At 38.7% G+C, this 26,242-nt stretch carries 22 protein-coding genes and 1 other RNA gene; 1 reads left to right on the top strand and 22 read right to left on the bottom strand.

Annotated elements, in window-relative coordinates; all coding sequences use genetic code 11:
- Positions 1–28 precede the first annotated feature (28 nt).
- Positions 29–397 (bottom strand): hypothetical protein, encoded by a 369-nt coding sequence (locus GSM42_RS07850; protein WP_160800998.1) that lies wholly within the window; start codon positions 395–397, stop codon positions 29–31.
- Between the two features lie 385 nt (positions 398–782).
- An RNA gene (rnpB, locus tag GSM42_RS07845) (RNase P RNA component class A) lies at positions 783–1,202 on the bottom strand.
- A gap of 452 nt (positions 1,203–1,654) precedes the next feature.
- Here rnpB and GSM42_RS07840 point away from each other — a divergent pair.
- Positions 1,655–1,879 carry a ComC/BlpC family peptide pheromone/bacteriocin gene (locus tag GSM42_RS07840; protein WP_160800997.1) on the top strand — a complete coding sequence of 75 codons (225 nt, stop codon included), beginning with the start codon at positions 1,655–1,657 and terminating at the stop codon, positions 1,877–1,879.
- A gap of 84 nt (positions 1,880–1,963) precedes the next feature.
- On the opposite strand, the gene GSM42_RS07835 is transcribed toward GSM42_RS07840, so the two are convergent.
- The 20 genes from GSM42_RS07835 to GSM42_RS07740 form a co-directional block, all read right to left on the bottom strand.
- Positions 1,964–3,067, bottom strand: coding sequence for a Nif3-like dinuclear metal center hexameric protein (locus tag GSM42_RS07835; RefSeq protein WP_160800996.1), 1,104 nt, complete (start codon positions 3,065–3,067; stop codon positions 1,964–1,966).
- Positions 3,031–3,777, bottom strand: a complete 747-nt coding sequence (locus tag GSM42_RS07830; protein ID WP_160800995.1) for a tRNA (adenine(22)-N(1))-methyltransferase — start codon at positions 3,775–3,777, stop codon at positions 3,031–3,033. Before GSM42_RS07830 ends, GSM42_RS07835 begins: the two co-directional genes overlap by 37 nt.
- Before the next feature lie 408 nt (positions 3,778–4,185).
- Positions 4,186–4,401, bottom strand: coding sequence for a hypothetical protein (locus GSM42_RS07825; protein ID WP_160800994.1), 216 nt, complete (start codon positions 4,399–4,401; stop codon positions 4,186–4,188).
- Between the two features lie 559 nt (positions 4,402–4,960).
- Entirely contained in the window at positions 4,961–5,131 is a 171-nt protein-coding gene (locus tag GSM42_RS07820) for a hypothetical protein (RefSeq protein WP_160800993.1), read from the bottom strand.
- An 858-nt stretch (positions 5,132–5,989) separates the two neighbouring features.
- A complete protein-coding gene (locus tag GSM42_RS07815) occupies positions 5,990–7,402 on the bottom strand; it encodes a M1 family metallopeptidase (RefSeq protein ID WP_160800992.1) in 1,413 nt (470 codons plus the stop codon).
- A gap of 262 nt (positions 7,403–7,664) precedes the next feature.
- Positions 7,665–8,249, bottom strand: coding sequence for a GNAT family N-acetyltransferase (locus tag GSM42_RS07810; protein ID WP_160800991.1), 585 nt, complete (start codon positions 8,247–8,249; stop codon positions 7,665–7,667).
- Between the two features lie 103 nt (positions 8,250–8,352).
- Positions 8,353–9,495 carry an acyl-CoA dehydrogenase family protein gene (locus GSM42_RS07805; RefSeq protein WP_160800990.1) on the bottom strand — a complete coding sequence of 381 codons (1,143 nt, stop codon included), beginning with the start codon at positions 9,493–9,495 and terminating at the stop codon, positions 8,353–8,355.
- Between the two features lie 205 nt (positions 9,496–9,700).
- Positions 9,701–10,831 carry an RNA polymerase sigma factor RpoD gene (rpoD, locus tag GSM42_RS07800; protein ID WP_160800989.1) on the bottom strand — a complete coding sequence of 377 codons (1,131 nt, stop codon included), beginning with the start codon at positions 10,829–10,831 and terminating at the stop codon, positions 9,701–9,703.
- Positions 10,831–12,642, bottom strand: a complete 1,812-nt coding sequence (dnaG, locus tag GSM42_RS07795) for a DNA primase (protein ID WP_160800988.1) — start codon at positions 12,640–12,642, stop codon at positions 10,831–10,833. The genes rpoD and dnaG overlap by 1 nt, the downstream gene beginning before the upstream one ends.
- Positions 12,643–13,038: 396 nt before the next feature.
- Positions 13,039–15,693, bottom strand: a complete 2,655-nt coding sequence (ppdK, locus tag GSM42_RS07790) for a pyruvate, phosphate dikinase (RefSeq protein ID WP_160800987.1) — start codon at positions 15,691–15,693, stop codon at positions 13,039–13,041.
- A 1-nt stretch (position 15,694) separates the two neighbouring features.
- Complete coding sequence (locus GSM42_RS07785; protein WP_202404847.1) at positions 15,695–16,510, bottom strand: pyruvate, water dikinase regulatory protein; 816 nt, start codon at positions 16,508–16,510, stop codon at positions 15,695–15,697.
- Between the two features lie 11 nt (positions 16,511–16,521).
- Positions 16,522–17,181, bottom strand: a complete 660-nt coding sequence (ccpN, locus tag GSM42_RS07780) for a transcriptional regulator CcpN (protein WP_160800986.1) — start codon at positions 17,179–17,181, stop codon at positions 16,522–16,524.
- Between the two features lie 442 nt (positions 17,182–17,623).
- Positions 17,624–19,702 carry a glycine--tRNA ligase subunit beta gene (gene glyS / locus GSM42_RS07775; RefSeq protein WP_160800985.1) on the bottom strand — a complete coding sequence of 693 codons (2,079 nt, stop codon included), beginning with the start codon at positions 19,700–19,702 and terminating at the stop codon, positions 17,624–17,626.
- Positions 19,692–20,582: a glycine--tRNA ligase subunit alpha gene (gene glyQ / locus GSM42_RS07770; RefSeq protein WP_160800984.1), complete on the bottom strand. Its 891-nt coding sequence runs from the start codon at positions 20,580–20,582 to the stop codon at positions 19,692–19,694. The genes glyS and glyQ overlap by 11 nt, the downstream gene beginning before the upstream one ends.
- 279 nt (positions 20,583–20,861) lie before the next feature.
- Complete coding sequence (gene recO, locus GSM42_RS07765; protein ID WP_160800983.1) at positions 20,862–21,617, bottom strand: DNA repair protein RecO; 756 nt, start codon at positions 21,615–21,617, stop codon at positions 20,862–20,864.
- A gap of 11 nt (positions 21,618–21,628) precedes the next feature.
- Entirely contained in the window at positions 21,629–21,769 is a 141-nt protein-coding gene (locus GSM42_RS20545; RefSeq protein ID WP_160800982.1) for a YqzL family protein, read from the bottom strand.
- A 95-nt stretch (positions 21,770–21,864) separates the two neighbouring features.
- Positions 21,865–22,767, bottom strand: a complete 903-nt coding sequence (gene era / locus GSM42_RS07755) for a GTPase Era (protein ID WP_160800981.1) — start codon at positions 22,765–22,767, stop codon at positions 21,865–21,867.
- A gap of 203 nt (positions 22,768–22,970) precedes the next feature.
- Positions 22,971–23,657 carry a diacylglycerol kinase gene (locus GSM42_RS07750; RefSeq protein ID WP_160800980.1) on the bottom strand — a complete coding sequence of 229 codons (687 nt, stop codon included), beginning with the start codon at positions 23,655–23,657 and terminating at the stop codon, positions 22,971–22,973.
- Between the two features lie 11 nt (positions 23,658–23,668).
- The gene (gene ybeY / locus GSM42_RS07745) at positions 23,669–24,136 is read right to left on the bottom strand and encodes an rRNA maturation RNase YbeY (protein WP_202404846.1); all 468 of its coding nucleotides are present in this window, start codon (positions 24,134–24,136) and stop codon (positions 23,669–23,671) included.
- A complete protein-coding gene (locus tag GSM42_RS07740; protein WP_160800979.1) occupies positions 24,137–26,242 on the bottom strand; it encodes an HD family phosphohydrolase in 2,106 nt (701 codons plus the stop codon).

The raw sequence follows: 26,242 nt of genomic DNA, 5'->3' as shown, positions 1-26,242 counted from the left end.
GAACCTGAGCGGCCTTGGAAGGATCCCGTTAGATTTTGGGTTCGATCACACTAAGTTCGATGATCGCGAACTTCACAAATCCCTTTTCCGTTTGGATCCGCACCGTGCAGCTGCCGATGCCACCGAAAGAAACCTGGTAGTCCTTCTCAGAGTCGACGGTCTCGATAACCTCGTCCAAGAAGAGACGCCCACACACGTTGAAGTTCAAGTGCATCTCGATCATGTTGACGTCACCGGTGGTGACATAAATCGAGATGTAGCGACCATCGAACATGCACCCGCCGCGGTACTTTGAATTCTCGAACTCTTGAAGTACGTGGTACTCCACAGCCGGGGTGTTGACGGACTCCGTTGCCTGCTGCTGATTGGTACGGTAGCCAAAAAGCCGCTTGATCATAGTTCTGACCCTCCAAGGTCACTCAAAAAAAGGGGCTCAAACGCGGTTGCGGAACTCCTGTATCTAGATAATATAATATATTTGAACTTTTAGGAATGGCAATTGGACAACAAATGTTTATTGAGAGAGTTTTCCAATCATTGCAGGTGAAATATGCCATCAACAACAGGCTACAAACTGTAGAAAAACCATTAAGCTAGTTCAAAAAGCGAATTTTTAGGGTTCAGTACACGATTTTCAGAAGTACTTTTTCTTCAATCTGAGACTAATATCCTACTTTTTGAGTCGAGATTTATCTTGTTCCCAAGATATGCTAAAACAGGTTCAACTACATTGATAAGAAAAGAAAACAAAAAAAGACGCTTTTGCGTCTTGTACAAGCTTCAAATGGAAGCAACCAATAAGCCGAGTTCTGTTCTCCTTATGTGGTCATCGATAGCTTGTAAGTATCTCCCACTATTGGAGCAGCAATCATCTGTCTAGGTTAAGTATTGCTACTTAACTCCAGCGACCTACCCAGAACCACTGCGGGCAACAGCTGTATCCAAAGGATACGGGTTCTCTATCAGGTCTTGCACCAGGTGGGGTTTACCTAGCCAGCATGTTCCCATGCTGCTGGTGCGCTCTTACCGCACCGTTGCATCCTTGCCTGTGAGGTTTCCCTCCATCGGCGGTCTACATTTCTGTGGCACTTGCCTTAGGGTTGCCCCCACCGGCCGTTAGCCGGCACCCTGCCCTATGGAGCTCGGACTTTCCTCCCGTGGTACCTTGCGGTTATCCACCGGCGATTGCTCTGTTTACTTCCACGAAAGACTATTATAACAAACGGAAAGACAGTATTCAAATGGATAATATAGGGATTTTGCCAAATGAATTCAAACTATTGCTAACAAACTTATTGCTTTTAGAAATAACCTATATTTGAGCCCTCCCCACGCATGAATGCGATGGATTCTTGGGATGGTAGTCTTATGACTACTTCACTCCAAGCTTATCCCATGAGCCTCACTGTTTAGATATTCCATTAATCACTATCACTAAGCAGCTTGGTTATCGCCGCTCATGGTGCATATCACTATACGAATCAAAATTTGTACAGATCTTTTTTCAAAAATGTCAGGCTTATGAGAGGGAAAAAAACACCCTTCCATTTTCTGACTTCGCTCTCATTTCCATCACTGAAGCTTGTAGTTTTCTCGCTCACAAAGATATAATACTGTTGTGAGCAACTGGGCTCACTCTAACTTGGAGGTCACAATGGCTAAGGTCAAGAAGGTTGACAGCCTCAAGAATCAAGCCAAGGATAAGATTGACGCGGCTAAGACCAAGGCGGTTGAAATCGGTAAGACAGTGGCAAAGGGTGCAGCCGCTGCTGCTGGTGGAGCCATTGCTGGTGGAGCTGTTGATGGAATCAGCGCTACAACTGGTGCTGTGGTTGGTGCTGCAGTATACGTTGTGGCTAAGAAAAAGAAGAACAGCTAATCCATCTTGTGAACGGAGTTATATAAAGAAACTCCGTTCACCCTACTCAAAATGCATAAAAGGGATAAAACCTTACTCTCTGCTTCAACATGTCTGAAAAGGATTGAAATTCACCCGTGAAGGATAAACTTGGACTTCTTTTGGAAGATGCATTTCTAATTGTTCACAGACGGAAGGTATTACCCGTTGTTCAGTTGCATGTCCAACATCGATCAAACATATTCCTTCCTCTAAAGCAGCTTGTGCTGTATGATAATCTATATCTCCAGTAATATAAACATCAGCACCTTGTTGTTTTGCCTCTGATACATACCTGCTACCAGCACCGCCAAGGATTGCAACTTTTTTAACCTTTGACTCCATTTTACCAACAACTTGTACATGTTTTAATTCAAAAACTGTTTTTACATGAGAAACAAAATCTCGTAAGGAAACCTCAATAGGTAAGAAACCAATTTTCCCCATTCCATAAGGTATATTTTGTTCCAATGGATACAACTCATATGCAACTTCTTCATACGGATGAGCAGATAATACTGCTTGGACCACATGTGATTGAAGTGATTTTGGCAAAACCGTTTCTAATCGATATTCTTCTACCTCGGTTAACTGTCCTTTATTACCTATATAAGGATTTGTCCCTTCACCTGGAAAGAATGTGCCTGTTCCTTTTGTAGCAAATGAACAATAACTATAATCTCCTACAGCACCTGCGCCACTTTGCCCAATCGCAGTTCGTACCACATCCAAATGCGAAGTTGGAACAAATACGACCAATTTAAGAAGCTGATCTTCCCCATGAACGAGAAATGTCTTAGGTTTTAGCAAGCCAATCTCCTTTGACAAAACATCGTTTACACCATTGGCAACAGTATCCAGATTAGTGTGTGCTACGTACACTTGTATTTGATGCTGGATTAACTTTTCTAGGATTCTTCCTCTAGGTTGGTCTGTTCGAATCGAACCAAGAGGTTGAAAAATGAGGGCATGATGGGTAAAAATCCAATTTGCACCTATTGATATTGCTTCATTCACTACTGCTTCAGTTATTTCAAGTGCTACCACTATACCTGTCACTTGATGATTTAAACTTCCCAACTGAAAACCGATTCGATCCTTTTCCAATGCTAAACTAGGGGGTGCGATTCTCTCTAAGTATCGGATGAGTGTTTTTCCATTGATAGCCATTTAATCACCTGCTCCTTATCTCTGATTTCTGCATCTATCTCAGCAATCTTTTCTTTTACACTTTCCTGTTTTGCTCGTTTCAATTGATTCCTTACTTCCAATTTACGAAGTAGAGACAATTGTAATTTTGGCACCAATAAAGGATGTTTCTTTTTCCATAGCAATGGCCCTATTTGATAAAATCTTTCTTTGGAAAGTGGAAGTTGATCATAAGTTGAGTGTCCTTTTACATTTGGTTCAGCTACTAGAATTTCATAATAAATACCATCTTCCTGTACTATCTCTTCTTCTACTAACTCCCAGTGATGTTCTTCCAGCCACTTTCGGAGACGATTCTCCCCTATGTTGGGTTGAAGGATCAATCTGCGAGTACTTTTCAACTTTGCTTGACCATCTTCTAATATACTTGCAATAAGTGCTCCTCCCATACCAGCAATAACAATAACATCGACTTTCTCATCGATCACTTCTAATCCATTACCTTGTCGAACATCAATTAATGATTGATGACCTGTTTTATGTACAAAAGCAGAAGCATTTTTCCAGGGACCGCGGTTTAACTCTCCAGCGATACCACTTGTAATTTTTTTTTGCTCTGCTAAATAGACAAGCAACTTACCATGATCCGCCCCAATATCTGCAACACAAACCCCTTGAGGTACAAACTTAGCTACTTCCATCAGACGTTTGGACAAAAAATCTTTCATCATCGAAAAACACTCCTCCATATCCTTTTTATTATAACGAAAAAAAGCCCATTATTTCCAAAGAAAGATTAGGCGGAATTCCAGATTTAAAGAGAACATGAAATGTAGTATGTAAAGCCATAATCAAATTTTTTATATAACAAAAATTTCTATGCAATATGCAAAACTCATCTCATGCTGCATCAAAAATCATACTATCAATAAAAAAGAACAGCATAAAAAATTCGCTGTTCTATATCCAGATTCCCTATTTTTGTTTTCATTCTGAATCAATTTTAATTTAGAGGAAAGAATTGATTATTTTGATCTAGTAGTTCGAATAACCTTCTTAACTTCGCATTATTCAGCCTTTTAAAAATTTCTTGTAGCGAAATCGCTCCCCTTCGATTAAAGATCGCTCCTTATATGCACCTATTTGTTGCTCTGTAACCAGATGAGGTAACTATTTGTTTCGACAATTGGTGATAAAACCGATACCAATAAGAAAAAGCCCAATGCCCATCTCCATGGAGACCAATATTCTGTACCATCTACTTCAAATTGATATTGTTGAAAATGATAATTAGATTGAGAATGCGCTGCTTCATGAACATGGACTCTGCATAATAAAGGGAATTTTCGCTCCAATCCGTGTAAATGATTCCTTGAAACAAATTACTGTATACCGTCAATTTTTTGGATCATCCACAATATCTTGATGTAAGATTATATTTCCATATTGGTTTACATGTTCAATAAACCCAGCATGGTTGATGATATCCCAAGCATCTTTGATATAGGACAACGATAACTTATCAAAACTTAACTCCAATGCTTCTAGTGTAAGTAATCGATATGTTGTCTTATGTTCTCACTCAATCCCTTATGTATAGGACAATACGCTTTATCTAAAAAAGCCACTCCCTATTATGATATGTAAATATTATTAGAGTTATCGTGTATACTGTCCCGAAATTCTAATTTTTTCTCCATAAACCATAATCTTCTGCATCGACAGCATAGACACTGTATGCAAAATATTTTTTAACAGTAAGTATTCCCATTGATTAGGAAATCTTTCCTATCTCGTACGAAAGTCGGATGAAAGTTGACGCAGCAGACCATACATTTCATCAATACTATTTTTTCTCCATGTTTCCAATTACTCATCATACAGAAAGTTCATCTTTTTAAAATCCCTTTCTATTTATTTCCAATGTAAAATACGGGAAAATAAAAAGGAAACCATTTGAAATAGATTCTCGTTTAAGTCTGCACCAGAATTTTCGATAATTGCTGAAGAAACAATATTTGTCTTTAATAACTCAGAATTACTAGCTGCTTTCTTAAACTGCTCTACATTTATAGATTTTTTCAAAGAAAATACCTCCCTTATTACTTATTATTGAGTTTTTTTTAATTGAAATATAAAATCGATTTCATTTATATAATGTTTGCAGGTTTAGTTCTCATACATCATCCGATCCCAAATCGAATACAAGGTTTAAGTAAGAAGATTTAGTCAAAATTTCTTCATTTAAAGTTTGTTTGTATAATCAAGTTAACTAATTCTGCCCGTAAACACCTAGGAGGTTGAGATGGATTTCATCTCGATCAGCAGGCCGATCCGACCGGCTGGGACACCAACTGGAACAACTGTCTGTTCCAACTGGATGACGCTCCGGTTGGCTTCGATCTGAAGAATTTTAAGAAGCAGACGACTGAACCCACACTGGTGACAAGATCTTCATCCCTCAGGATGGCAAGGAACTCTCCTACATCCAGGAGGGTCAAGGCGTTCGAGCTCCCTTGTGAGGAATTGATTCCTCACAGCTGGGTTAAGTACTGCGAGCGTTGGTATGTCGCAGTGCTCGCGGAAGATCGATGGCTTTGGATCAGTCTCCCCCAGGGTGGAGAACCGCATCTGTAGCGGTCACTGGGCAGTCTGCTTCCTTGAAGCAGTTCTCTCGCATTATAAGAGCCAGTCACCCAGAAATGTAATGGTAAACCTTTTCTATAAAGTTGGCAAAAAATAATCTCTTATCTAGCCTCTAAAGATAAGAGATTATTTCTGTCTCTAACTGTGTAATTCACTAACAAAAATATCCAAATCGAAGATCCGTTAATGCTAGAGACCCCTAATATTATTCCTATAAAAAGAAAAGCACACTCCCAAAAAGGAGTGTGGTTTTAAGGTATGCCTTCTTTCTTATTCACACCACGAATGCTCTTTAAATTATTTAAAGTACAACCACCGTTGGAAAAATGGTGTGAGGTCTTTTTCCGCCACTTGATTTGCCACTCGAATAAAATCAGCAGTAGTTGCTGTCTTAAATTGATATTGATGGTAGTACGAGTTTAAGATTTTCATCACTTTCTCTTCGCCAATCTCATGTATTAAAGCAAACATCATCGCAGCAGGACGAAGGTAAACCATAATTCCGTAAACTTCATCAGGATAATCATAGAGACGTTGTGCAGAGTGAATTCCTGCTGATCGATGAATTTCATCCGATTTTATTGCTACACGCTTTAACCAAGGCTCATCATCCTGTTTCATCTGCTTTTGCATATAGAGAAATTCAGAAAATGTGGTTAAGCCTTCATCCAGCCAAGGTTCTTTTACTTGGTTATTTCCGACCACTCCATACCACCATTGATGTGCTAACTCATGAACTACCACATTTACAGCAGGTGCAATGCCATCAGATGTTGGAACTTTAGGGAGAGAGGTGACTAAACCTGGGTACTCCATCCCAGCAATACCAAAACCTGTTTCCCCCAGCACTACATCCACTTCTTGATAAGGATATTCACCAAAACGACTGCCATAAAACTGTAAACCATCTACTGCTGCATGAAGTAATGGTTTACTGACATCTTTCATTGTTTTGGTATACCATAAATTCACTTTTGTCTTTCCTGATTTACCACTTAACACCTGATAATCTTTTGTAAGAACTGCCACAAAATCTCTTACATTATACTGTTGTAAATGGACCGTTTGTTTTGCTTGATGAACATCTTTTGCGGTGGAGATAACTTGATATCCTTTTGGAACATGAAAGATAACGTCAAAGTCAGACATGGAACTATAAAATGGATCACCTGTCGTAGTGTAAGGTTCTGTATGCCAACCTTCTTTGTCTTTGACTGCTAGCATTGGATACCATTGTGCCAAGAATGCTGTATTTTTATATTTGTTTAAGCGCGTACCTCCATGAGGAAGATAAAGCTGATAATCAAGCTCTATTTTCGCGCTTTTGCCTTTTGGTAAGGGTTTTGGAAGATCCACTTTCATCACTGTATCTTTTATCGTAACCTTTTGTTTTACTCCATCTACTTTTACATGGGAGATAGCGATATGTCCAGCCTTTGTAGGTTTCGCTTCTTTGTTGTACTTCCAATGCTGAAAAACATTGGGATACAGACGAAAGTAAACTTCTTTTTGAGGAGTATCTCGTAATTCAGGTAAAGTAACAGTCATATGTCCCTTTACAATCTCTTGCTTCTCCACATAAGTAGCTTCAATCTGGTATGTGGGTCTATTGGTTATAGTTTCTTCTGCATAGGCAAATTTGCCGCTACATACAGCAGAAATGGCCATTGTGACCAAAAGCATGGATGCTAATAATCTACGTCTCATCATTCCACTCCTCCATAGGTACCTAAGTATTAGGATGACCAAATGGAAAAAAATCATGTAGAGAAAGTAGCAACCATCCTTTTGGTAGGATTTATCTGCTTTTTAGTTTTTAGCCTTTATTTTTTCCCTTCTCCTATCCGAATCTCGCTGCTACATGTTTCCATGTAACCTATTTTCATTAATCATATTCCACTAATGAATGCAAATGGGAAATTTATGATTTATATGATTCCTATTGGAATTAAACTATAATCTATTATATGTATTATTTTTCTCGTAATGCTTTAAAATCTGTATCTGTTAGTGCATATACACAAACATTCTCCAATTGGCCATCAACACCTAATTGGTAATTTCGAAGAACTCCTTCCAATCGAAAGCCTAAACGTTCTGCTACTTTTCTACTTCTCACATTCCGTTCATCGCAATTAATTTCAATTCGGTTTGCATGTAATATTTGAAATGCAAATACCGAAATTCCGCGTACAGATTCTGTAATATAACCTTTACCCGAATATGGTGAGCGACACCAATAGCCTATTTCAAACTTTCTTGCTGCCCAGTCCATACGATGGAGTCCACTACTTCCGATAAAAGTTTTCGTATTTTTCTCAAAAAGATGAAAGCGTAGATCTGTTCGTTCTAAAAACTGCGCATGAGCTTTACGCACATTAGCCTCCGTTTCCTCTTTCGATGGACAAGATTGAGCCCATGGCATCCAAGCTTTTAGTTCATCAACCGACTCCATCATTGCCTCATGTACTACTTCTCCATCACCAGGTAGAGGCATTCGGATAAAAAGACGTTCTGTTTCAAAAGAATGCGGGAAATTCTCCAATATAGGTAACATCTCGACAGCTTCCTCCTTCACTATGATTCTACATAGACAAGGAGAAATTGTCATTAAAAAAAGCGTCAGGCTTTCATTTCTGACGCTCGGTACAAATAAGAAGCTAACATCCTATTTCCCGGGCAATAATATTACGTTGAATCTCGGAAGTCCCTTCACCAATTTCGGTTAATTTTGCATCTCGAAAGTAACGTTCTACTTTGTAGTCATGAATATAACCCCATCCACCATGAATTTGGATTGCTTGATTACAAACTCTCCTTGCTACTTCCGATGCAAATAATTTACATATAGATGCCTCTTTCGTAAATTTTTTGTCTTGATCTTTTAACCAAGCTGCTTTGTAGACATATGTTCGAGCTAACTCGATCTCCATAGCCATGTCTGCCAGCTTATGTTGAATCACTTGAAGTTTGGATATCGATTTACCGAATTGAACACGTTCTTTTGCATACTGCAACGCTAACTCGTAAGCACCTTGAGCAATACCAACGGCCATCGCTCCAATACCAATTCTCCCTCCATCTAAGGTTACTAAAAATTGTTTGAACCCATTCCCTATTTCCCCTAACACGTTATCCTTTGGTATTTTTACTTGTTCTAAATAAATCTCTGTTGTATTTGAACTTTTTAGTCCCAGTTTATTATAATTTGATTGAATGGATACTCCTGCAATCCCTGTTGGAACAATAAAGGCAGTGATCTGTCTTTGATTATTTGTTTTGGAGTGCGTGGATGCAGTTAAACTCAAAAATTTTGCATGGCTTGCATTGGTTATAAAACATTTTGATCCTTGAATACTCCAATTATCTTCGTTTTCAACTGCCGTAGTTTGAGTACCTGCCGCATCAGATCCAGCATTCGGTTCTGTCAAACCGAATGCACCTAATGAATCGCCTGTACAAAGAGGGATCAAATAACGTTTTCTTTGTTCTTCTGTTCCAAATAAATAAATAGGTGCACATCCCAATGATATATGAGCGGAGTAGGTAATCCCTGTAGAAGCACAAACTCTACTCAATTCTTCTACTGCGATCGCAAAGGAAATGGTATCAGCTCCCCCTCCTCCATACGATTCAGGAAAGTTAAGACCCATTAGAGATAATTTAGCCATTTTCCGGATAATATCATGGGGAAATTCTCCTGTTTGATCTCTTTGATCTGCTCCTGGTTTCACTTCTTCTTCAGAAAACTCACGCATCAATTTCTGAATCATGGATTGTTCTTTCGTAAGTTCAAAGTTCATTCTTCGTCCTCCTACAACCCTTATTGACAGCGCTTTCACCCTTATTATAGGCGAGAAGGTTTGTTTTCTTCAATTATTTTGTTTATTCAGATGATAAAGGCTTTTTTCGCCACTTCGCTAATTTGCATTGCTTTTCAAATAGGGTTAGAATGAGAACACAAAAAGGCTCACCAATCTATGGAGAGCCAAAGAAGATAATCCCATTTTATTCTAAGAAATCTTTTAATCGTTTGCTACGACTAGGATGACGAAGCTTGCGGAGTGCTTTTGCTTCAATTTGGCGAATACGTTCACGAGTTACACCGAACACTTTCCCTACTTCTTCTAGGGTACGTGTGCGGCCGTCATCTAGTCCAAAACGTAAACGCAACACATTTTCTTCTCGTTCAGATAGAGTATCTAAGACATCTTTCAATTGTTCTTTGAGTAATTCATAAGCAGCAGCTTCAGCAGGAGCCGTTGCATCATCATCTGGAATAAAATCACCAAGATGTGAATCATCTTCTTCCCCAATAGGAGTTTCCAAAGAAACTGGCTCTTGGGCAATTTTCATGATTTCTCTCACTTTTTCCGGGGTTAATCCCATCTCTTTTGCGATTTCTTCAGGCATGGGTTCTCTACCTAATTCTTGGAGCAATTGACGAGAAACACGAATTAATTTGTTTATGGTCTCTACCATGTGTACAGGAATACGTATGGTTCTTGCTTGATCCGCAATGGCACGAGTGATAGCTTGACGAATCCACCAAGTAGCATAGGTACTAAATTTAAATCCCTTGCGATAATCGAATTTCTCAACTGCTTTGATCAAACCCATATTTCCTTCTTGAATGAGATCCAAGAAGAGCATTCCACGACCTACGTATCGTTTTGCAATACTTACAACTAAACGTAGGTTTGCTTCTGCGAGTCTTCTTTTTGCCTCTTCGTCGCCTTCCTCAATTCGTGTAGCTAGTTCCACTTCTTCTTCAGCAGATAAAAGAGGTACACGTCCAATTTCTTTCAAATACATCCGTACAGGGTCATTTATTTTAACCCCAGGCGGAACACTCAAATCATTCTGTAGAAAATTATCATCGTTTTCCGTTACTTCGGTATGATTAAAGTCTTCTTCTTCGTTCATTACCTCGATGCCCTGTTCCGTTAACACCTCAAAAAAGTCATCTATTTGTTGAGGGTCCTGCTCAAATGATGCTAACTTTTCCATAATCGATTTATAAGTTAAAACACCCTGTTTTTTTCCTGATTCAATTAATTGTTCCTTGGCCTGATCCAATGTTATTTCATCCACATGCGATTCGTTTGCCAAAGTAATGCCTCCTTTCTTTTCGTGCATTAAACCAAATTCTGTTTTTTTCGTAATTGTTCAATCACTTGCAATCCCAACTTTGCTGCTTTTAATGGTTCTCCTGCATTTTCAACTTGTTTCACTTGCTTATCTTGTTGCTTTATTGCCTCTACCAAGTCTGATTTCCTTATTCTATCTATCAAGTTCATAATCATTTCTTTGTTTACTTCTGTAGGTAGATCTAGCATACCGAGTGAAGTTATTTTTTTCACCCAATTCGGGTCTTGAATCGATTGAATGACAGGGACAAATCCTTCTTGATTCCCCTCTGAATAGTAAGCACATAAAGAAGGAATAAAAGAACCATAATCCCCTTTAAAATGATAATCCTTCAACTCTTCTTCCACCCAACCAGCTACCTTTTTATTTTGTATCATATGGGCTACTAAATATTTTTCTGCCGTTTCTATGGGTGAATTTCCAAGCGTATGTTTGCTAACCTTTTGATTACCATTATTCCACTTGACTTTTTCTTTATCCCTCTGTATGATCTTCTTTTTGGGAAATTTTTGCTTGTTGAGCTCTTCTTTTACTGCTTCAAGCGATAAATGAAACTCTTCCGTGAGATTTCTCACATATAGATCTTGTTCCGTTGCGGTAGGCAATGAAGCGATAAATTTGATTGCAGCAGCAATATAGCTTAATCGGTCATCATCATCTGTTAACTTAAACCCTCTCTTTAAACGGTTTAACATAAATTGCGCAATTGGTTTTGCTGCTCCAAGCACTTCTTCGCGAAAAGCAGATGCTCCTTTATTTCGGATAAATTCATCAGGATCTGTGCCTACTGGCATTTGAGCAACTTTTACTTTTAGAGATTGTTCTTTCATCATTTCCAATGACCGTTCAGTCGCAGCTTGACCGGCTTCATCGGAATCAAAACAAAGAACCACTTTGTCTGTATTTCGACCAATAAGACGAGCTTGTGTATCTGTAAGTGAAGTTCCAAGTGGAGCTATTCCATGGTATATGCCAGCTTGCCATAACGAAATGACATCCATAAATCCCTCCATAAGAATAGCTTGTCCATCCTTACGTATATGCTTCCGGGCACGAGAAAGATTGAACAGATGATTTCGCTTTTGAAAAAGACGTGTCTCCGGAGAATTTAAGTATTTTGGTCCATTATCTGCAAGGGCCCTACCACCAAAACCAATTACCCTTCCTTGTGAATCAGCAATTGGAAAAAGAATACGATGTCGAAATCGATCGTAAGGCGATCTTGCTTGATCTTCTGGAACAACTACTAAACCAGCTTCCACAAGCAAATCAACAGCTACACCTCTTTTTTGAAAGAAAGGTATCAAACATTCACTAGATGGTGCGTAACCAATTTCAAACGTTTTAATGGTCTCCATACTTATTTTTCTTGCTGCCAGATATTCTCTAGCTTCTCGTCCATATGGCGTGTGTAATAAAAAATGATGATACAACTTAGTCGCAGTGGACAAAACAAATCGCAACTGGCTAATTGCTTGATCTTCGTCAGAAACAGCGTATACCTCTTCTGGAATTGATATACCTTTTTCTTTTGCTAAATGAATCACAGCTTCCTGAAACGTGTATTGCTCTACATCCATCAGAAATTGGATTACATCTCCCCCGGCTCCACAACCAAAACAATGAAAAATTTGTTTGTGTGCAGCTACAGTAAATGAGGGAGTTCTTTCGGAGTGAAATGGACAAAGACCAAAGTAGTTGCGACCGCCTCGTTTTAAGTTCACATATTGTCCCACCACATCTAAGATGTCTACTTCTTTGCGGATTCGCTCTAAGACCTCTGAAGATATTTTTCCCATCGACATCACTGCCCCTACCTGTTTACCATGTCAGAGATGATTAGCACTTGGAATAGTTCGCCGCAAAAAAAGAATCTCCTGCAAAATTACTAGAAATTTATTTGGTAATATTTACATACCTGAATTCCAGCAGATATTTTCTTATTTTGCATGTAAATCATGATTTCATTTCATCCAAATCAGATGAAACAGATTTCTCAATCTCATATGCTCTATTCTACAAAAATATATGGAGTCCTTCTAATTGAATAATTTTCCGTTTTTAGGACATACAATCATTAATATACCTTAAGAATATCAACAAAAAAATAGATTTTCTATCAAAAAACAGATAGTAACATTTCCCACATGTATGTAAAAATCATAAAAAAACCCGGGTGAACCGGGTGTAATTATTTAATTTTTTTTGACAGAGTTATTTAATTCTGCATGTGCTGCTGCTAGTCTTGCTATCGGTACACGAAATGGAGAGCAACTAACATAATCAATGCCTACATCATGAAAAAATTGAATGGAACTTTTTTCTCCTCCATGTTCGCCACACACCCCTGTTTTCAAGCCTGGTTTTTTTTCTCTACCAGCTCTTACAGCCATCTTAACCAAAGAACCTACTCCTTCTTGATCGAGGACGATAAATGGATTATCTGGGAGAACCTTTTGTTCTACATATGTGTGCAAAAACTTTCCTTCTGCGTCGTCTCGGCTAAAACCAAATGTCGTTTGTGTTAAATCATTGGTCCCAAAAGAAAAGAAATCTGCCTGTTCAGCGATCTCTTCAGCAGTTAATGCTGCACGAGGAACTTCAATCATGGTACCTATTGTATATTCAAAATGCGTACCGGTTTCCTCCTGAATACGATCAGCTACTGCGATTACCATGCGTCGCAATGCTTTTAATTCTTGAACATGACCCACAAGTGGAATCATAACCTCAGGGGTTACATCAATTCCTGCTAGCTTAGATTCAACAACTGCTTGGAAGAGTGCTTCTACTTGCATTTCATAGATTTCTGGATTTGTCATACCAAGTCTACAACCTCGATGACCAAGCATTGGATTAAACTCATGCAATGCACGAACCTTTTTTAACAAAGCTTCTTTCACTAGATAGGAGGTAGAATCGGTTTGCTGCATCTTCATTTTTGTTAATTCTACTATCAATTCTTCCATGTTTGGTAAAAATTCATGGAGAGGTGGATCTAATAAACGAATATTAACTGGTAAGCCATCCATTGATGCAAAAATGCCTTTGAAATCTTCTTTCTGCATAGGTAGTAATTGTGCAAGTGCAGTTTTTTGCTCCTCGTCATTCTCCGCAAGAATCATTTGTTGTACGATAGGAACTCTACTTGGTTCCATAAACATATGCTCTGTCCGACATAACCCAATGCCTTCTGCCCCAAAGACCCTAGCTTTCTTTGCATCTTTTGGATTGTCTGCATTTGCTCTTACCTGTATTTTCCTTACATCGTCTGCCCATAATAGTAGCTGTTCAAATTCAGCTGAAAGATGAGGATCGATGAGAGGTACAGTTCCAAGAATAACATGACCAGAACTTCCATCAATTGTTATGTGATCCCCTTGCTTCAACGTAGTCGCTCCTACTTGAACAATACCAGCTCGCAAATCTATTTTTAGTTGTTCACAGCCACAGATACAAGCTTTTCCCATGCCACGAGCTACAACAGCAGCATGGCTCGTCATTCCGCCTCTACTCGTTAAAATACCCTGGGCTGCCAAGATCCCATGGATATCTTCAGGAGTTGTCTCTGGACGAACAAGGATGACTTTTTGTCCTTTTTCTGCTAATCTCTCTGCTTCATCTGCATCAAAGGTAATTTGACCAGAAGCAGCCCCTGGAGATGCTGGTAAACCTTTTGCAATTACTTGTAGTTCAACATTTGGGTCAATTCTAGGATGCAGCATTTGATCCATTTGATCTGGATCAATACGCAGCAAAGCTTCTTCTTTGGTTATCTTTCCTTCTTCCACCAAATCAACTGCAATTTTCACTGCTGCTTGAGCTGTTCTTTTTCCTGATCTTGTCTGTAAAATGTATAAGTTTCCCCGCTCTACTGTAAATTCGATATCTTGCATATCGCCATAATGCTCTTCTAATAAATTAGATAAATCTACAAACTGACTGTGGATAGCTGGCATTTGTGATTCTAGATCGGAAATAGGATTAGGAGTACGAACCCCAGCAACCACATCTTCCCCTTGTGCATTTATTAAAAACTCACCATAGAGTTCATTTTGACCAGTTGATGGATTTCTTGTAAACGCTACTCCTGTACCTGAATCGTTTCCGAGATTCCCAAAGACCATTAACTGAATATTCACTGCTGTTCCTAAGTCATCAGGGATTTTATTGATCTTGCGGTAAATCTTCGCACGCGCATTATTCCAAGAGCGGAAAACTGCTTCAATTGCTTGGGATAACTGTACTTTTGGATCCTGTGGAAAAGGAAATTTTGTTTTCTGTTCTACTAACACTAGGTATTTTTTTATAACACTCTGCCAATCCTCTGCCGAAAGCGCCGTATCTTCCGAAACTCCATTCTTCTCTTTTAATTCATCTATGATTTCTTCAAAAAAATAGTGGTCGATGCCGAGAACTACATTCGAGAACATTTGAATAAATCGTCGATAGGAATCATAAGCAAATCGTGGATTACTGGTTAATTCAGCAAGACCAACAACCGTTTTATCATTTAACCCCAAATTTAAAATCGTATCCATCATACCAGGCATAGAAAAAACGGAACCTGAACGAACCGATACCAACAAAGGATTTGCAATGTTTCCAAACTGTTTTCCTGTCTGTTCCTCTAGCTGTTGCAAAGACGTGTGTACCTGTTTCATCAATTCACCTGATAAAATTTCCCCATCTTTGTAGTAATCCAAACATGCGGAGGTCGTGATTGTAAAACCAGGAGGAACAGGTAAACCAGCGTTTGTCATTTCAGCTAAGTTCGCCCCTTTACCTCCAAGAAGAAATTTTTTCTCCTTTGTACCTTCTGGAAACAAATACACTTTTTTGGTAGTCATATTAGTCCCACCCCTGTTTGTTTATCATGTCTAAGATGATGTTTGCAGTTTCTTCTACAGCTTTGTTGGTCACATTAATCTGAGGACATCCTACTCTGCGAATAACTTTTTCTGCATAATCTAATTCATCGAGTATTCTTCCCATATTGGCATAGCTTGCCTCAGATGTTAGGCCGAGTGCTTTCAAACGTTCACGTCTAATACTATTCAAATGATCTGGATCAATGATAAGACCAATGCAACGCTTACGTGGTATGAGATATAATTCATCTGGCGGCTCTACTTCGGGAACGAGTGGTATATTAGCTACTTTTAATCCTCGATGAGCTAAATACATAGACAATGGTGTTTTGGAAGTTCTTGATACACCTATCAAGACAACATCAGCACGGAGAACCCCACGGGGATCTTTTCCATCATCATACTTAACAGCAAACTCAATCGCTTCGACTTTTCGAAAATATTCCTTATCTAATTTATGGATGAGTCCTGGTTCTCTCTTTGGCTCTTTGCCTAGTAACCGACTGATGCCATTCATCACTGGTCCAATCAAATCTACATAAGGAACTTGGTTTCTGACTGCTTCACTGATCAGATAATGCTGCATTTCCGGCACAACTAAAGTAAAAACTACCAAAGCTTTCTCTTCTCTAGCTATTTCAATCGTCTCTTTGATCGTTTTCCTATCACCTACATATGCAACGCGGCGAATCTCTACTGATTTGGACTCAAATTGACTAGCTGCTGCTCGAATTACTGCTTCCGCAGTTTCTCCGATTGAATCGGAGACCAAATAAATAACCGAATGGTTGAACAACTGGCTCCCTCCTATACTTTCATTGCTTGTCCTAGTTCTACGAATGCCTTTACGATAGTTGTTTTAGTAATGCGTCCAATCACTTCCCACTCCTGTTCAGAAGTCTGGTGAGAACGCACAACAGGAAGAGAGTCTATTTGGTGGGTGACCATCTGCATAGCTGCCTCAAAAAGGGAATCTTCGCTTCGACAGAGTATCAGATTAGGCATGCGAGACATAATAATGCTCACAGGTACAGAGTTAAGCTCTGTCTTTCCCATCGCTGCTTTTAATAAATCTTTACGTGACACAACTCCTGCTAAAAAACCTTCTTTTTTCACTACAAAGATACTTCCGATATCTTCTAAAAACATGGTGCAGATTGCATCATAGACGGATGTATTTTCTTGAATAACGACTGGAATAGATTTGTATTCTCCAACTGATAAGCTTTTGATATGCTCACCTAGTAATTGATTCGCTGTTTTGCCTGTATAAAAATAACCTACGCGTGGTCTTGCATCCAGAAAACCTGACATCGTAAGAATCGCTAAATCTGGACGTAGAGTTGCTCTTGTCAAATTTAATTTTTCTGCGATCTGCTCTCCAGTAATAGGTCCTTCACTTTTTACGATTTCAATAATGATTTCTTGGCGTTTCGTAAGCTCGATAATCGTTACACCTCCTATCATGCAAATGTGACATACTTTATTATATATAGTATATACTATATCTTTTTCTTCCTACTAACAATATTTATGCTAAGTTTCATTTTATCCTTCTACATTCATACCCACTTTCATCGCTATGGGTAAATGTTTGAAAAAATTAAAGTATCTCGTTGTATTGTCAACTCATCTATATCATCTATCTGCCTGTTCTACTTCAACAAGACATAAAATTGTGATAAATAAAAATTTAGATTTGCTTTCGCAAAAAGGAATGTTATTCGAGTAACAAAAAAGGGACCATATACCTCAATATCTCCTTGATAAAAGGGAACTAAATCAAAAATGTCGAAGTAGAGGCTGTGGCTGTTATAACTATTTCTTTGGGTCATTACTAGCATTCCATTTCCCTTGAACATACTAAATTACAAAAAACTAGGCAAATTAACCTAGTTTTTTGTTAAAATTATTCTCCTTCAAATACTATGTGATCAAAAACAGCAAATGTTTTCACTAATTGATCAATATTCTTTAACAATGCCAAACGATTTTCTTTGATTTCTTCGCTGTCCACCATTACCATAACATGATCAAAAAAAGTATGAATAGCAGGTACCATTTTCGAAAGAGCTTTATATACATCTGATGCGTTTTGTGCTTGATTCACTTCTTCTGAGGCGGTATGGAATGCTTGATACAATGCAGTTTCTTCTTCCGCTTCAAATAGTGATTCATTTACCACTTGCTGCATTCCTTTGGTAGCCAAATTCGCTACTCGAATGAAACCTTCTGTTTCGGATTTAAAATTGTGCTGATCCACACACTCCATTAATACAGCTGCTTTCTGTACAACAAATGGAAGGTTATCGATTTCACTCGCTAAAACAGCATCAATAATATCGTAACGAATAGATTGTTCCGTCAGAAGTGCTTTCAAGCGTAAACGAAAAAACTCTTGTAACTCTGCCTTCACTTTCATTTTCGGATGGATTAATTTACCGTCCTCTTCTAGAGCAGCTAGGGCTAAGTCTATCCAGTTTGTCAAAGAGAAGTTATACATATGATAATGCATGAATAATTGTACAACTACAGCAGCTTTTTTTCGAAATCCGTATGGATCTTGTGAACCGCTAGCAGAAAGTCCAATCCCAAAACCAGAAGCAAGTGAATCGAAACGATCTGCCAATGCTAAAATGGTACCAATTTTGCTTGTGGGTAACTCATCCCCTGCATGTCGAGGTAATACTTGTTCATATAGAGCTTGTGCTACTTGAGGATTTTCTCCCTGTAGTAGAGCATATTCTCTTCCCATATAACCTTCTAATTCCGGGAACTCTCCAACAATTTGGGTTGCTTGATCAAATTTTGCAATGGACGCAGCACGCAGTAGTTGTTCACTCTCCTCTTCGGTAAGACCTAACTTCTCTCCTACTCCAAGCGCCAATCTTTTACTACGTTCCACACGAGCAGCCATTGAACCAAGTGCTTCTTGATAAACGATATGCTCTAATTTTTCTTTCGCTTTATCTATATCTAGCTTTTGATCTTCTAAATAGAAAAATTGTGCATCAGCTAATCTGGCACGTAAAACTTTTTCATTACCTTGACTTACATACTGCAAAGCATTTTTATCCCCATTACGAATCGTAATAAAATACGGCAGCAGAGTACCTGATCGATCTTGCACAGGGAAATAACGTTGATGCTCACGCATTGTAGTAATGAGTACTTCTCTTGGTAAACTTAGATATTCGGTAGCAAACTGTCCACTGACAACAGTTGGATACTCCACTAATTGTGTAACCTCTTCTAACAACTCTGTATCAATAGGAATATGCCAACTATTTTGTTGCTCTAATTCAAGCAGCTGCAAACGAATATGGTTCTGTCTCTTATCCATATCGACTTCTACAAATTGTTCTTGTAGGGCTAGTTGATACTGATCTGCTGTTGAAATGGAGATTTCTTCACCAAGAAAACGATGACCTCTTGTGATACGATCAGCCGTAACACCAGCAAATGATATAGGAATAACATCCTCATTTAATAAACAAACTATCCAACGAATAGGGCGAATGAACTTCGTTTTGGTCGCTTCCCAACGCATCGTTTTGGGAAATGTTAAGCTTTCCAAAACGGAGGAAAAAGAATTGGAAATAACTTCTTCTGTTTGGAGTCCAATTTCTTGTTTTACTGCATATACATACTCTGTTCCTTTTTCCTCTCTTAGCTCTAAGGATGTTAGCTCAACACCATTTTTCCGTGCGAATCCCATCGCGGCTTTACTCCAATTACCATCTTCTTGTTTTGCAATCTTAGCTGCTGGACCGCGTAATAATTCCGCACGATCTGTCTGTTTCTTATCTACTTCTGTTACCAGTACAGCTAGTCGACGAGGAGTTGCAAAAGTTTGTATGGAACCGATAGAAATGCGATGATCTGCAAACCAATTTGTGACTTTATCTGCAAGTTGATTCGCGGCATCACGAACAAAACGAGCTGGTATCTCTTCGCATCCAATTTCAAATAAAAAATTATGATTCACTTTTAACTCCTCCTTGCTTTAGCAGAGGATAACCCAATTTTTCTCTCTCTTCAATAAATGCTTTCGCACATCTTCTGGCCAAATTACGAACTCTTTTGATGTAACCCGTTCGCTCTGTCACACTTATGGAACCTCTTGCGTCTAACAAATTAAAGGTATGGGAACATTTTAAAATGTAATCATATGCAGGAAAAACCAATGATTCATCCAACGCTCTCCCTGCTTCTTGCTCAAATGCATCAAACTGAGAAAACAAAAACGTTTCATCTGATATTTCAAATGTATACTTGGAGTGCTCGTATTCAGCTTGATAAAAGACATCTCCATATGCTACGCCTTCCACCCACTCTAGGTCAAATACGTTTTCTTTTTCCTGAATATAAGAAGCCAATCTTTCTAAGCCGTAAGTGATTTCCGCTGAAACCAATTCCGTCTCTATGCTCCCCACTTGTTGAAAGTATGTAAACTGGGTTATCTCCATTCCATCTAACCAAACTTCCCATCCTAATCCAGCTGCGCCAAATGTTGGATTTTCCCAGTTATCTTCTACAAATCGAATATCATGTTCCAACGGATTAATACCTAAGACTCGCAAGCTCTCTAAATAAATTTCTTGGATATTATCCGGAGCTGGTTTCATAATTACTTGGAACTGATGATGTTGGTACAGTCGATTAGGGTTTTCTCCATATCTTCCATCAGCAGGCCGACGAGAAGGTTCTACATAAGCTACTCTCCATGGTTCAGGCCCCAATGTCCGTAAAAAAGTCATTGGATTTAAAGTTCCTGCTCCTGTCTCTACATCATAAGACTGGACCAAAATACATCCTTTCTCACTCCAAAACTTCTGTAATTCCCTGATCATCTGTTGAAAATTCAACGATTCCACCTCCCAAAAATACAAAAAAGCTCCCTGTCCACATGTGATAAATCATCACATAGGGACGAGAAGCTGTTTCCCGCGGTTCCACCCTACTTGACCAAAATGAACTTTATTATGGCCCACTTCACTTTTTCTATGCTCTAGAGTGCCCATTTCACTAGTTCCACTATCAGGCTTGCACTCTTCCTGATTCGCTAATAAGTGGAGAAACTAGTTACTTTTTTCTGTCATCGCATACCAAATTTTTTATAGCTTATCAAATATAAATGCCTCTTGTCAATTCCATGTCGATCGCAGCTGATGTAAGATAACTCGTGTTTTATTTTTTACATCCAATTGAGCATCCAAATAATATTGCAATATCGTTTCCATGTCTCGTTTTGTTTCCCATTTCATATTTACTTCTCCTAATTGATCTGCTGACAAATCATTTAAAATACGTAAATAATAAGCAGTTGCTGGTTTAATACTCATGTCTCTTGGTGTCATACAATTGGTGCACACCATCCCCCCTTGTGTGAGAGAAAAAGCAGTTGCTTCTCCATTTTTCCAAGAAGCACCACAATTTGCACATTGAGAAAAGACAGGCTTGTATCCAGCTTCTTGAAGGACTGCAAGTTCTAGCAGACGAGTTAAAATCTCAGGGTCCTTCCCTTCATTTAATTGGGCAAGTAGTAATCCAAGTTGGTTATATAAAGTGACAGAGGGTTCTTTCTCAACAATCACTCGATCTACTAATTCCAACCAATATGCCCCATATGCAGTTAACAACAAGTCAGAACGTATCATTTGATTATGATGAATGATATCTGCTTGTGAAAGGGATGGCATACTGGTTGGACTATGCTGATAACAAACAAAATCAGCAATGGTAAAAGGTTCTGTGACTGCTCCAAAACGACTTCTTGGTTTTTTAGAACCTCTTACTATCATACTTACTCTGCCACGCTCACGAGTAAAAATAAAAAGTAATTGATCACTTTCCCCGTATGCCTTATTACGAAGCACTAATCCTTGCAATCGTATGATCATTGCTGTCCTTTCTACTTAGCCTCTTCGTTCTGCTCAACGTCTTCTAACTGGTCATCTTCCTTCTTCACAGTTATAGCCTCCATATCTTTGTACAAAAGATATGCATCGATGCTACCCGTTACCTGAAAACAGCTCCATGAGAAATTTCGCACCGAGTTTCTTCCTTTCTAAAGAGGGTATCAGAGTTAGCATGACCTAGGAGCATTATTTCTATGAGACAAAGTTGTTGTAAGTTTTTGGTTATTTTTTACTCCTCGTTTCGATAGCCATATTCCCTCAGATATTGGAATTCATTACGCCAATCTTTGCGTACTTTCACCCATAAATCCAAGAATATGCGATATCCAAATAAACGTTCCATTTCTTCTCGAGCAAGTTTTCCAACTTGCTTTAGCATCGCTCCTTGCTTGCCAATCAAAATCCCTTTTTGGGATTTTCGCTCCGCAACGATCGCTGCACGTAAATACAAGGTCTGTTGGTTATCTCTTAATTTTGTTTCTTCAACAACCACTGCTACGGAATGGGGTATTTCTTCGTGTGTCAATTCTAACACTTTTTCCCTAATAATCTCACCCATGATAAATTTTTCCGGATGATCCGTCACTTGGTCCTCTGGGTAGTACATAGGACCTTCTGGTAATCGGTCTTTAATGAGGTCTAATAAGCGTTCTGTATTGTTTCCTTGTAATGCAGAAATAGGTACAATCTCACTAAAATCATGAAGGTTGCGGTATTGATCTATAAAAGGCAAAAGTTCATCTGGGTGAACTTTATCGATCTTATTCACCACTAAAAATACAGGGGTGGAAATACCTTTCAAACGCTCTATTATGTATTGATCTCCACCACCTAAACCTTCCTCTGCATCTACTAAAAAGAGAATCAAATCTACTTCTGAAAATGCATTTTGAGCAGTTTTCACCAAGTATTCGCCCAACTTAGATTTTGGTTTATGGATTCCTGGAGTGTCTAAAAATATGACCTGTGCTTTATCATCTGTATAAATCCCACGAATCTGATTTCTGGTCGTTTGAGGCTTGTCTGACATGATAGCAATTTTTTGGCCAATTGCTTCGTTCATCAATGTCGATTTTCCTACATTTGGGCGACCGATGAGTGCAACAAAACCTGAACGAAATTTATTCGACATGTAAATCCTCCTCTTTGAAAAGCAAGAGGGAGTAGTTCAGTGACAATAACTGTTTGGTTACTCCCTTGGAAGTTAAAAAGTATAACAGGCATATCAGGCGAGCATGATTACTTCATCATTTAGCAACAAGCATCACAAAATATAACTGAATTTGGCAAATCTGATATAATGCTGACTCCACATAAACCCATCATCAATCCACTTTATAAAAGTTGCAATCCAAGAACCGCAACCACAACGCCCATGATAGCACCTAAATACAGCGTATGATAGTTACTAGTTTGTTTCATACTTGATGAAACAGCGATTCCAGTTAAAAAGAGTACCAAAATACTGATAGGCAACTGCCAGATAACTAAAATAATCAAAGTAGCCACACAAAAAGTAAGGGACATATTGAGACTCGGTTCCCAGTTTTTCCAATAACGAGATATCCATACTTTTAGCAATAAGGTAGCAAAAAAATCAAATAAGACAATGACAGTAAGTCCGATCGTCGGTGGATAGAGTGAATGCTCTGCGATACTGCGATGGATAAAGCGTAAATAAGGAAAAAAAATACTTGTACCCACTATAAAGGCAAGTCCAGTTGTTAGAAATACAGCACCAGCCGCCACATCCTTCGCAATTTTTGCTAAAGGATGGTACTCTTTTGTTACCATATCCACAACGGTTTCGATCGAAGTATTGATAAGCTCTGCAAACAACACCAATGTTATCGAGACAAATAATATAAGAACCTCTAATTTAGAAAGAGGCAAGCACAGACTTAAAAGCAAAACCACCAACGCAGTAATAAAGTGGATACGCATATTGCGTTGGGTGATGACCGCATACTTTAGGCCTTCAATAGCATATCGAAAGCTTTTTAGCAATTTGGCCATCCACATATAAATCCCTCCTACCTAGTAATGCCAAGTTGCAACAAGACTTCTTCTTGAATAGAAAACATCTCTTTTTCTTCTTCTTTTGTCTCATGGTCGTAGCCAAGAAGATGTAAAAAACCATGAACAACAAGAAAAGATACTTCCCGAAGAAGAGAGTGTTCATATTCCAAAGCCTGTTCCTTTGCACGCGGAAGAGCGAGAATAATATCACCCAGTTGAATCGAATCCTCCCAATCCTCTTGTACCCATTCTGATCGATCATGGAATAGCGGAAAAGAGAGAACATCGGTAACTGTATCTTTTTGTCGGTGCTCTCGATTGATTTCTTGAATTCGCTCATTGTCAACCAATGTTATCGAAACGGAGACTGCTGGTAATTTTTCTACTTCTGCTACTTTCTCTAGTACTTCTGTTATGCGGTCAACCGCAGCTTTTTCTTCTTCAGTCATCGATACTTCTACTTCTAATTCGATATTCACCATTTATTTTCCACCTTTTGGAATATCATCTGGATACTCAATACGCGAATGGAAGATCCCTTGTAGGGTTGCAGCCATTGCTTTGGCAATCGTATTGCATTCTTTGAACGTTAGGTCACATTCATGAAACTGGCCATCTTCTAAACGATCACGTATGATTTTTCCAATCATATTTTCAATTCGAGATGGGCTTGGCTTTGATATGGAACGAACTGCTGCTTCTACACAGTCCGCAATCCCAACGATAGCTGCTTCTTTAAATTGAGCTTTGGGACCTGGATAGCGATAATCTTCTTCGATTACTTTTGTTCCATTGCTTTGTTCCAAAGCGCGATAGTAAAAGAATTTTAGTAGTGTCGTTCCATGGTGTTGTGCAGCGATATCTTGGATTGCTTTTGGAATCCGATGTACTTTTAACATCTCTACTCCATCACGAGGATGGGATAAAATAATCGTTTTGCTTAAGTTTGGCGAAATCTTATCATGAGGATTATCCCGATGTATTTGATTTTCGATAAAAAACTGTGGCCGTTTTAGTTTTCCAACATCATGGTAGTATGCTCCTACTCGTGCCAGAAAACCATCTGCTCCAATTGATTCTGCCGCAGCTTCCGCTAAATTACCTACAATAATCGAGTGGTGATAAGTTCCTGGTGCTTTGTATAGTAGATCTTGTAATAATGGATGATTAGGGTTACTTAATTCTAATAGTCTGAGCGGTGATAATATCCCAAACAATGTTTCAAAATAAGGTAAAAACCCAATCGTAAGTACAGCAGAGAAAATACCACCGATAAAACCAAACAATAGAGATTGAAACAGCTGTGTTATATCACTCTCTGTTGGAGTTAAGGTGTAAAGAGCAAGAATGACAATCATACTGATTGATGAAGTTAATACACCTGCTTTTAAAACAGCACTCCTTCGTTTGACATCATCTAATGCAAACGTACTTATGATCCCACTGATCAATGCGATGAGACCAAAACGGAAATCAAACAAAAACTGGTTATCTCCTTTAAAAAACATACTAGAAGCGACACATAAGATCAGGCTTGCTGAAATAGACAGTTTGGAATTTAACAATAAAGTAATGAGCATCGTTCCCAGCGCTACAGGTGCTAGAAAGCCTACCGTACTCCATTCTAAATTTTGTCCTAATGTAACAATCTTCATGCCAATAAGCGTAAGTAATAGAATAGAGATCAATAACAAAAGTTGGCTATTATCCGCATGAACAAAAGAATGAAAGCGCTGCACATAAAAACGAAAGATGGCAAGAATCAAAGCTACGAAGAGCAGTAATCCCACATAAGGAAGGAAATTGGTCTGCTCACGAATAATTCCCATTTCAGTCAGTTTTCGATATTGGTCATCCGTTACTACTTCACCAGATGATACAAGTACTTGGCCTTTCTTAATCGGGATAGAATCAACCGAATCCTTCGCCGCTTCTTTGAGAGAATCAGTCTTTTTTTGATCATACAATTCGTTTGCGATTAAAAAATACCTTGCCATTTCACGCGCTAAATAACGAGAATTACTAGATAACGAAGAAATAACAAGCATGCGATCAACTTGATCTTTTTTACTTGCTAACTCTTGCGTACGTATCCCCTCTTCTAAAAGATCGGAAACGATATCCCTTGTTGTCAACCGCAAATCTGTTAACTCATTTTCTGGGGTACGAACCAACTTGTAATAGAACTCCTCAGGCAATTCTTTGGTAATTGCATCTTTTAGACTCTTTATTTTTTCAGGTTCTGTTAGTGTTTTATCCGCAATGATTCTTCTGGCATCAGCAAATACCAAATCGATTTTTTCAATTTGGCTGTTGGTAAGCTCTTCATTTTTTGTATACTGTGGATCAACTGATTCTACTGCCCTATCTTGCGCTAACTTCGTTGCCGTCTCATCTATTTTTGTAATTGGGGATATTATTGTTTCCCGGCTTACTTTACCAACTTTTATATCGACAAATTGTGGTAAAGCATGCGGCAATAACAACAAATAGAACGCGACCCCAAAGATCGCGTAAATAAGCATCTGTATGGAAAAATTAGTTTTCCATTGTCCTTGAAGAAAAGAATCTCGTTGACTTTTTCCCAT

Source organism: Shimazuella alba (assembly GCF_009831235.1).
GTDB lineage: Bacteria > Bacillota > Bacilli > Thermoactinomycetales > Thermoactinomycetaceae > Shimazuella > Shimazuella alba.
This window is presented reverse-complemented; position numbering and strand designations above follow the sequence as displayed.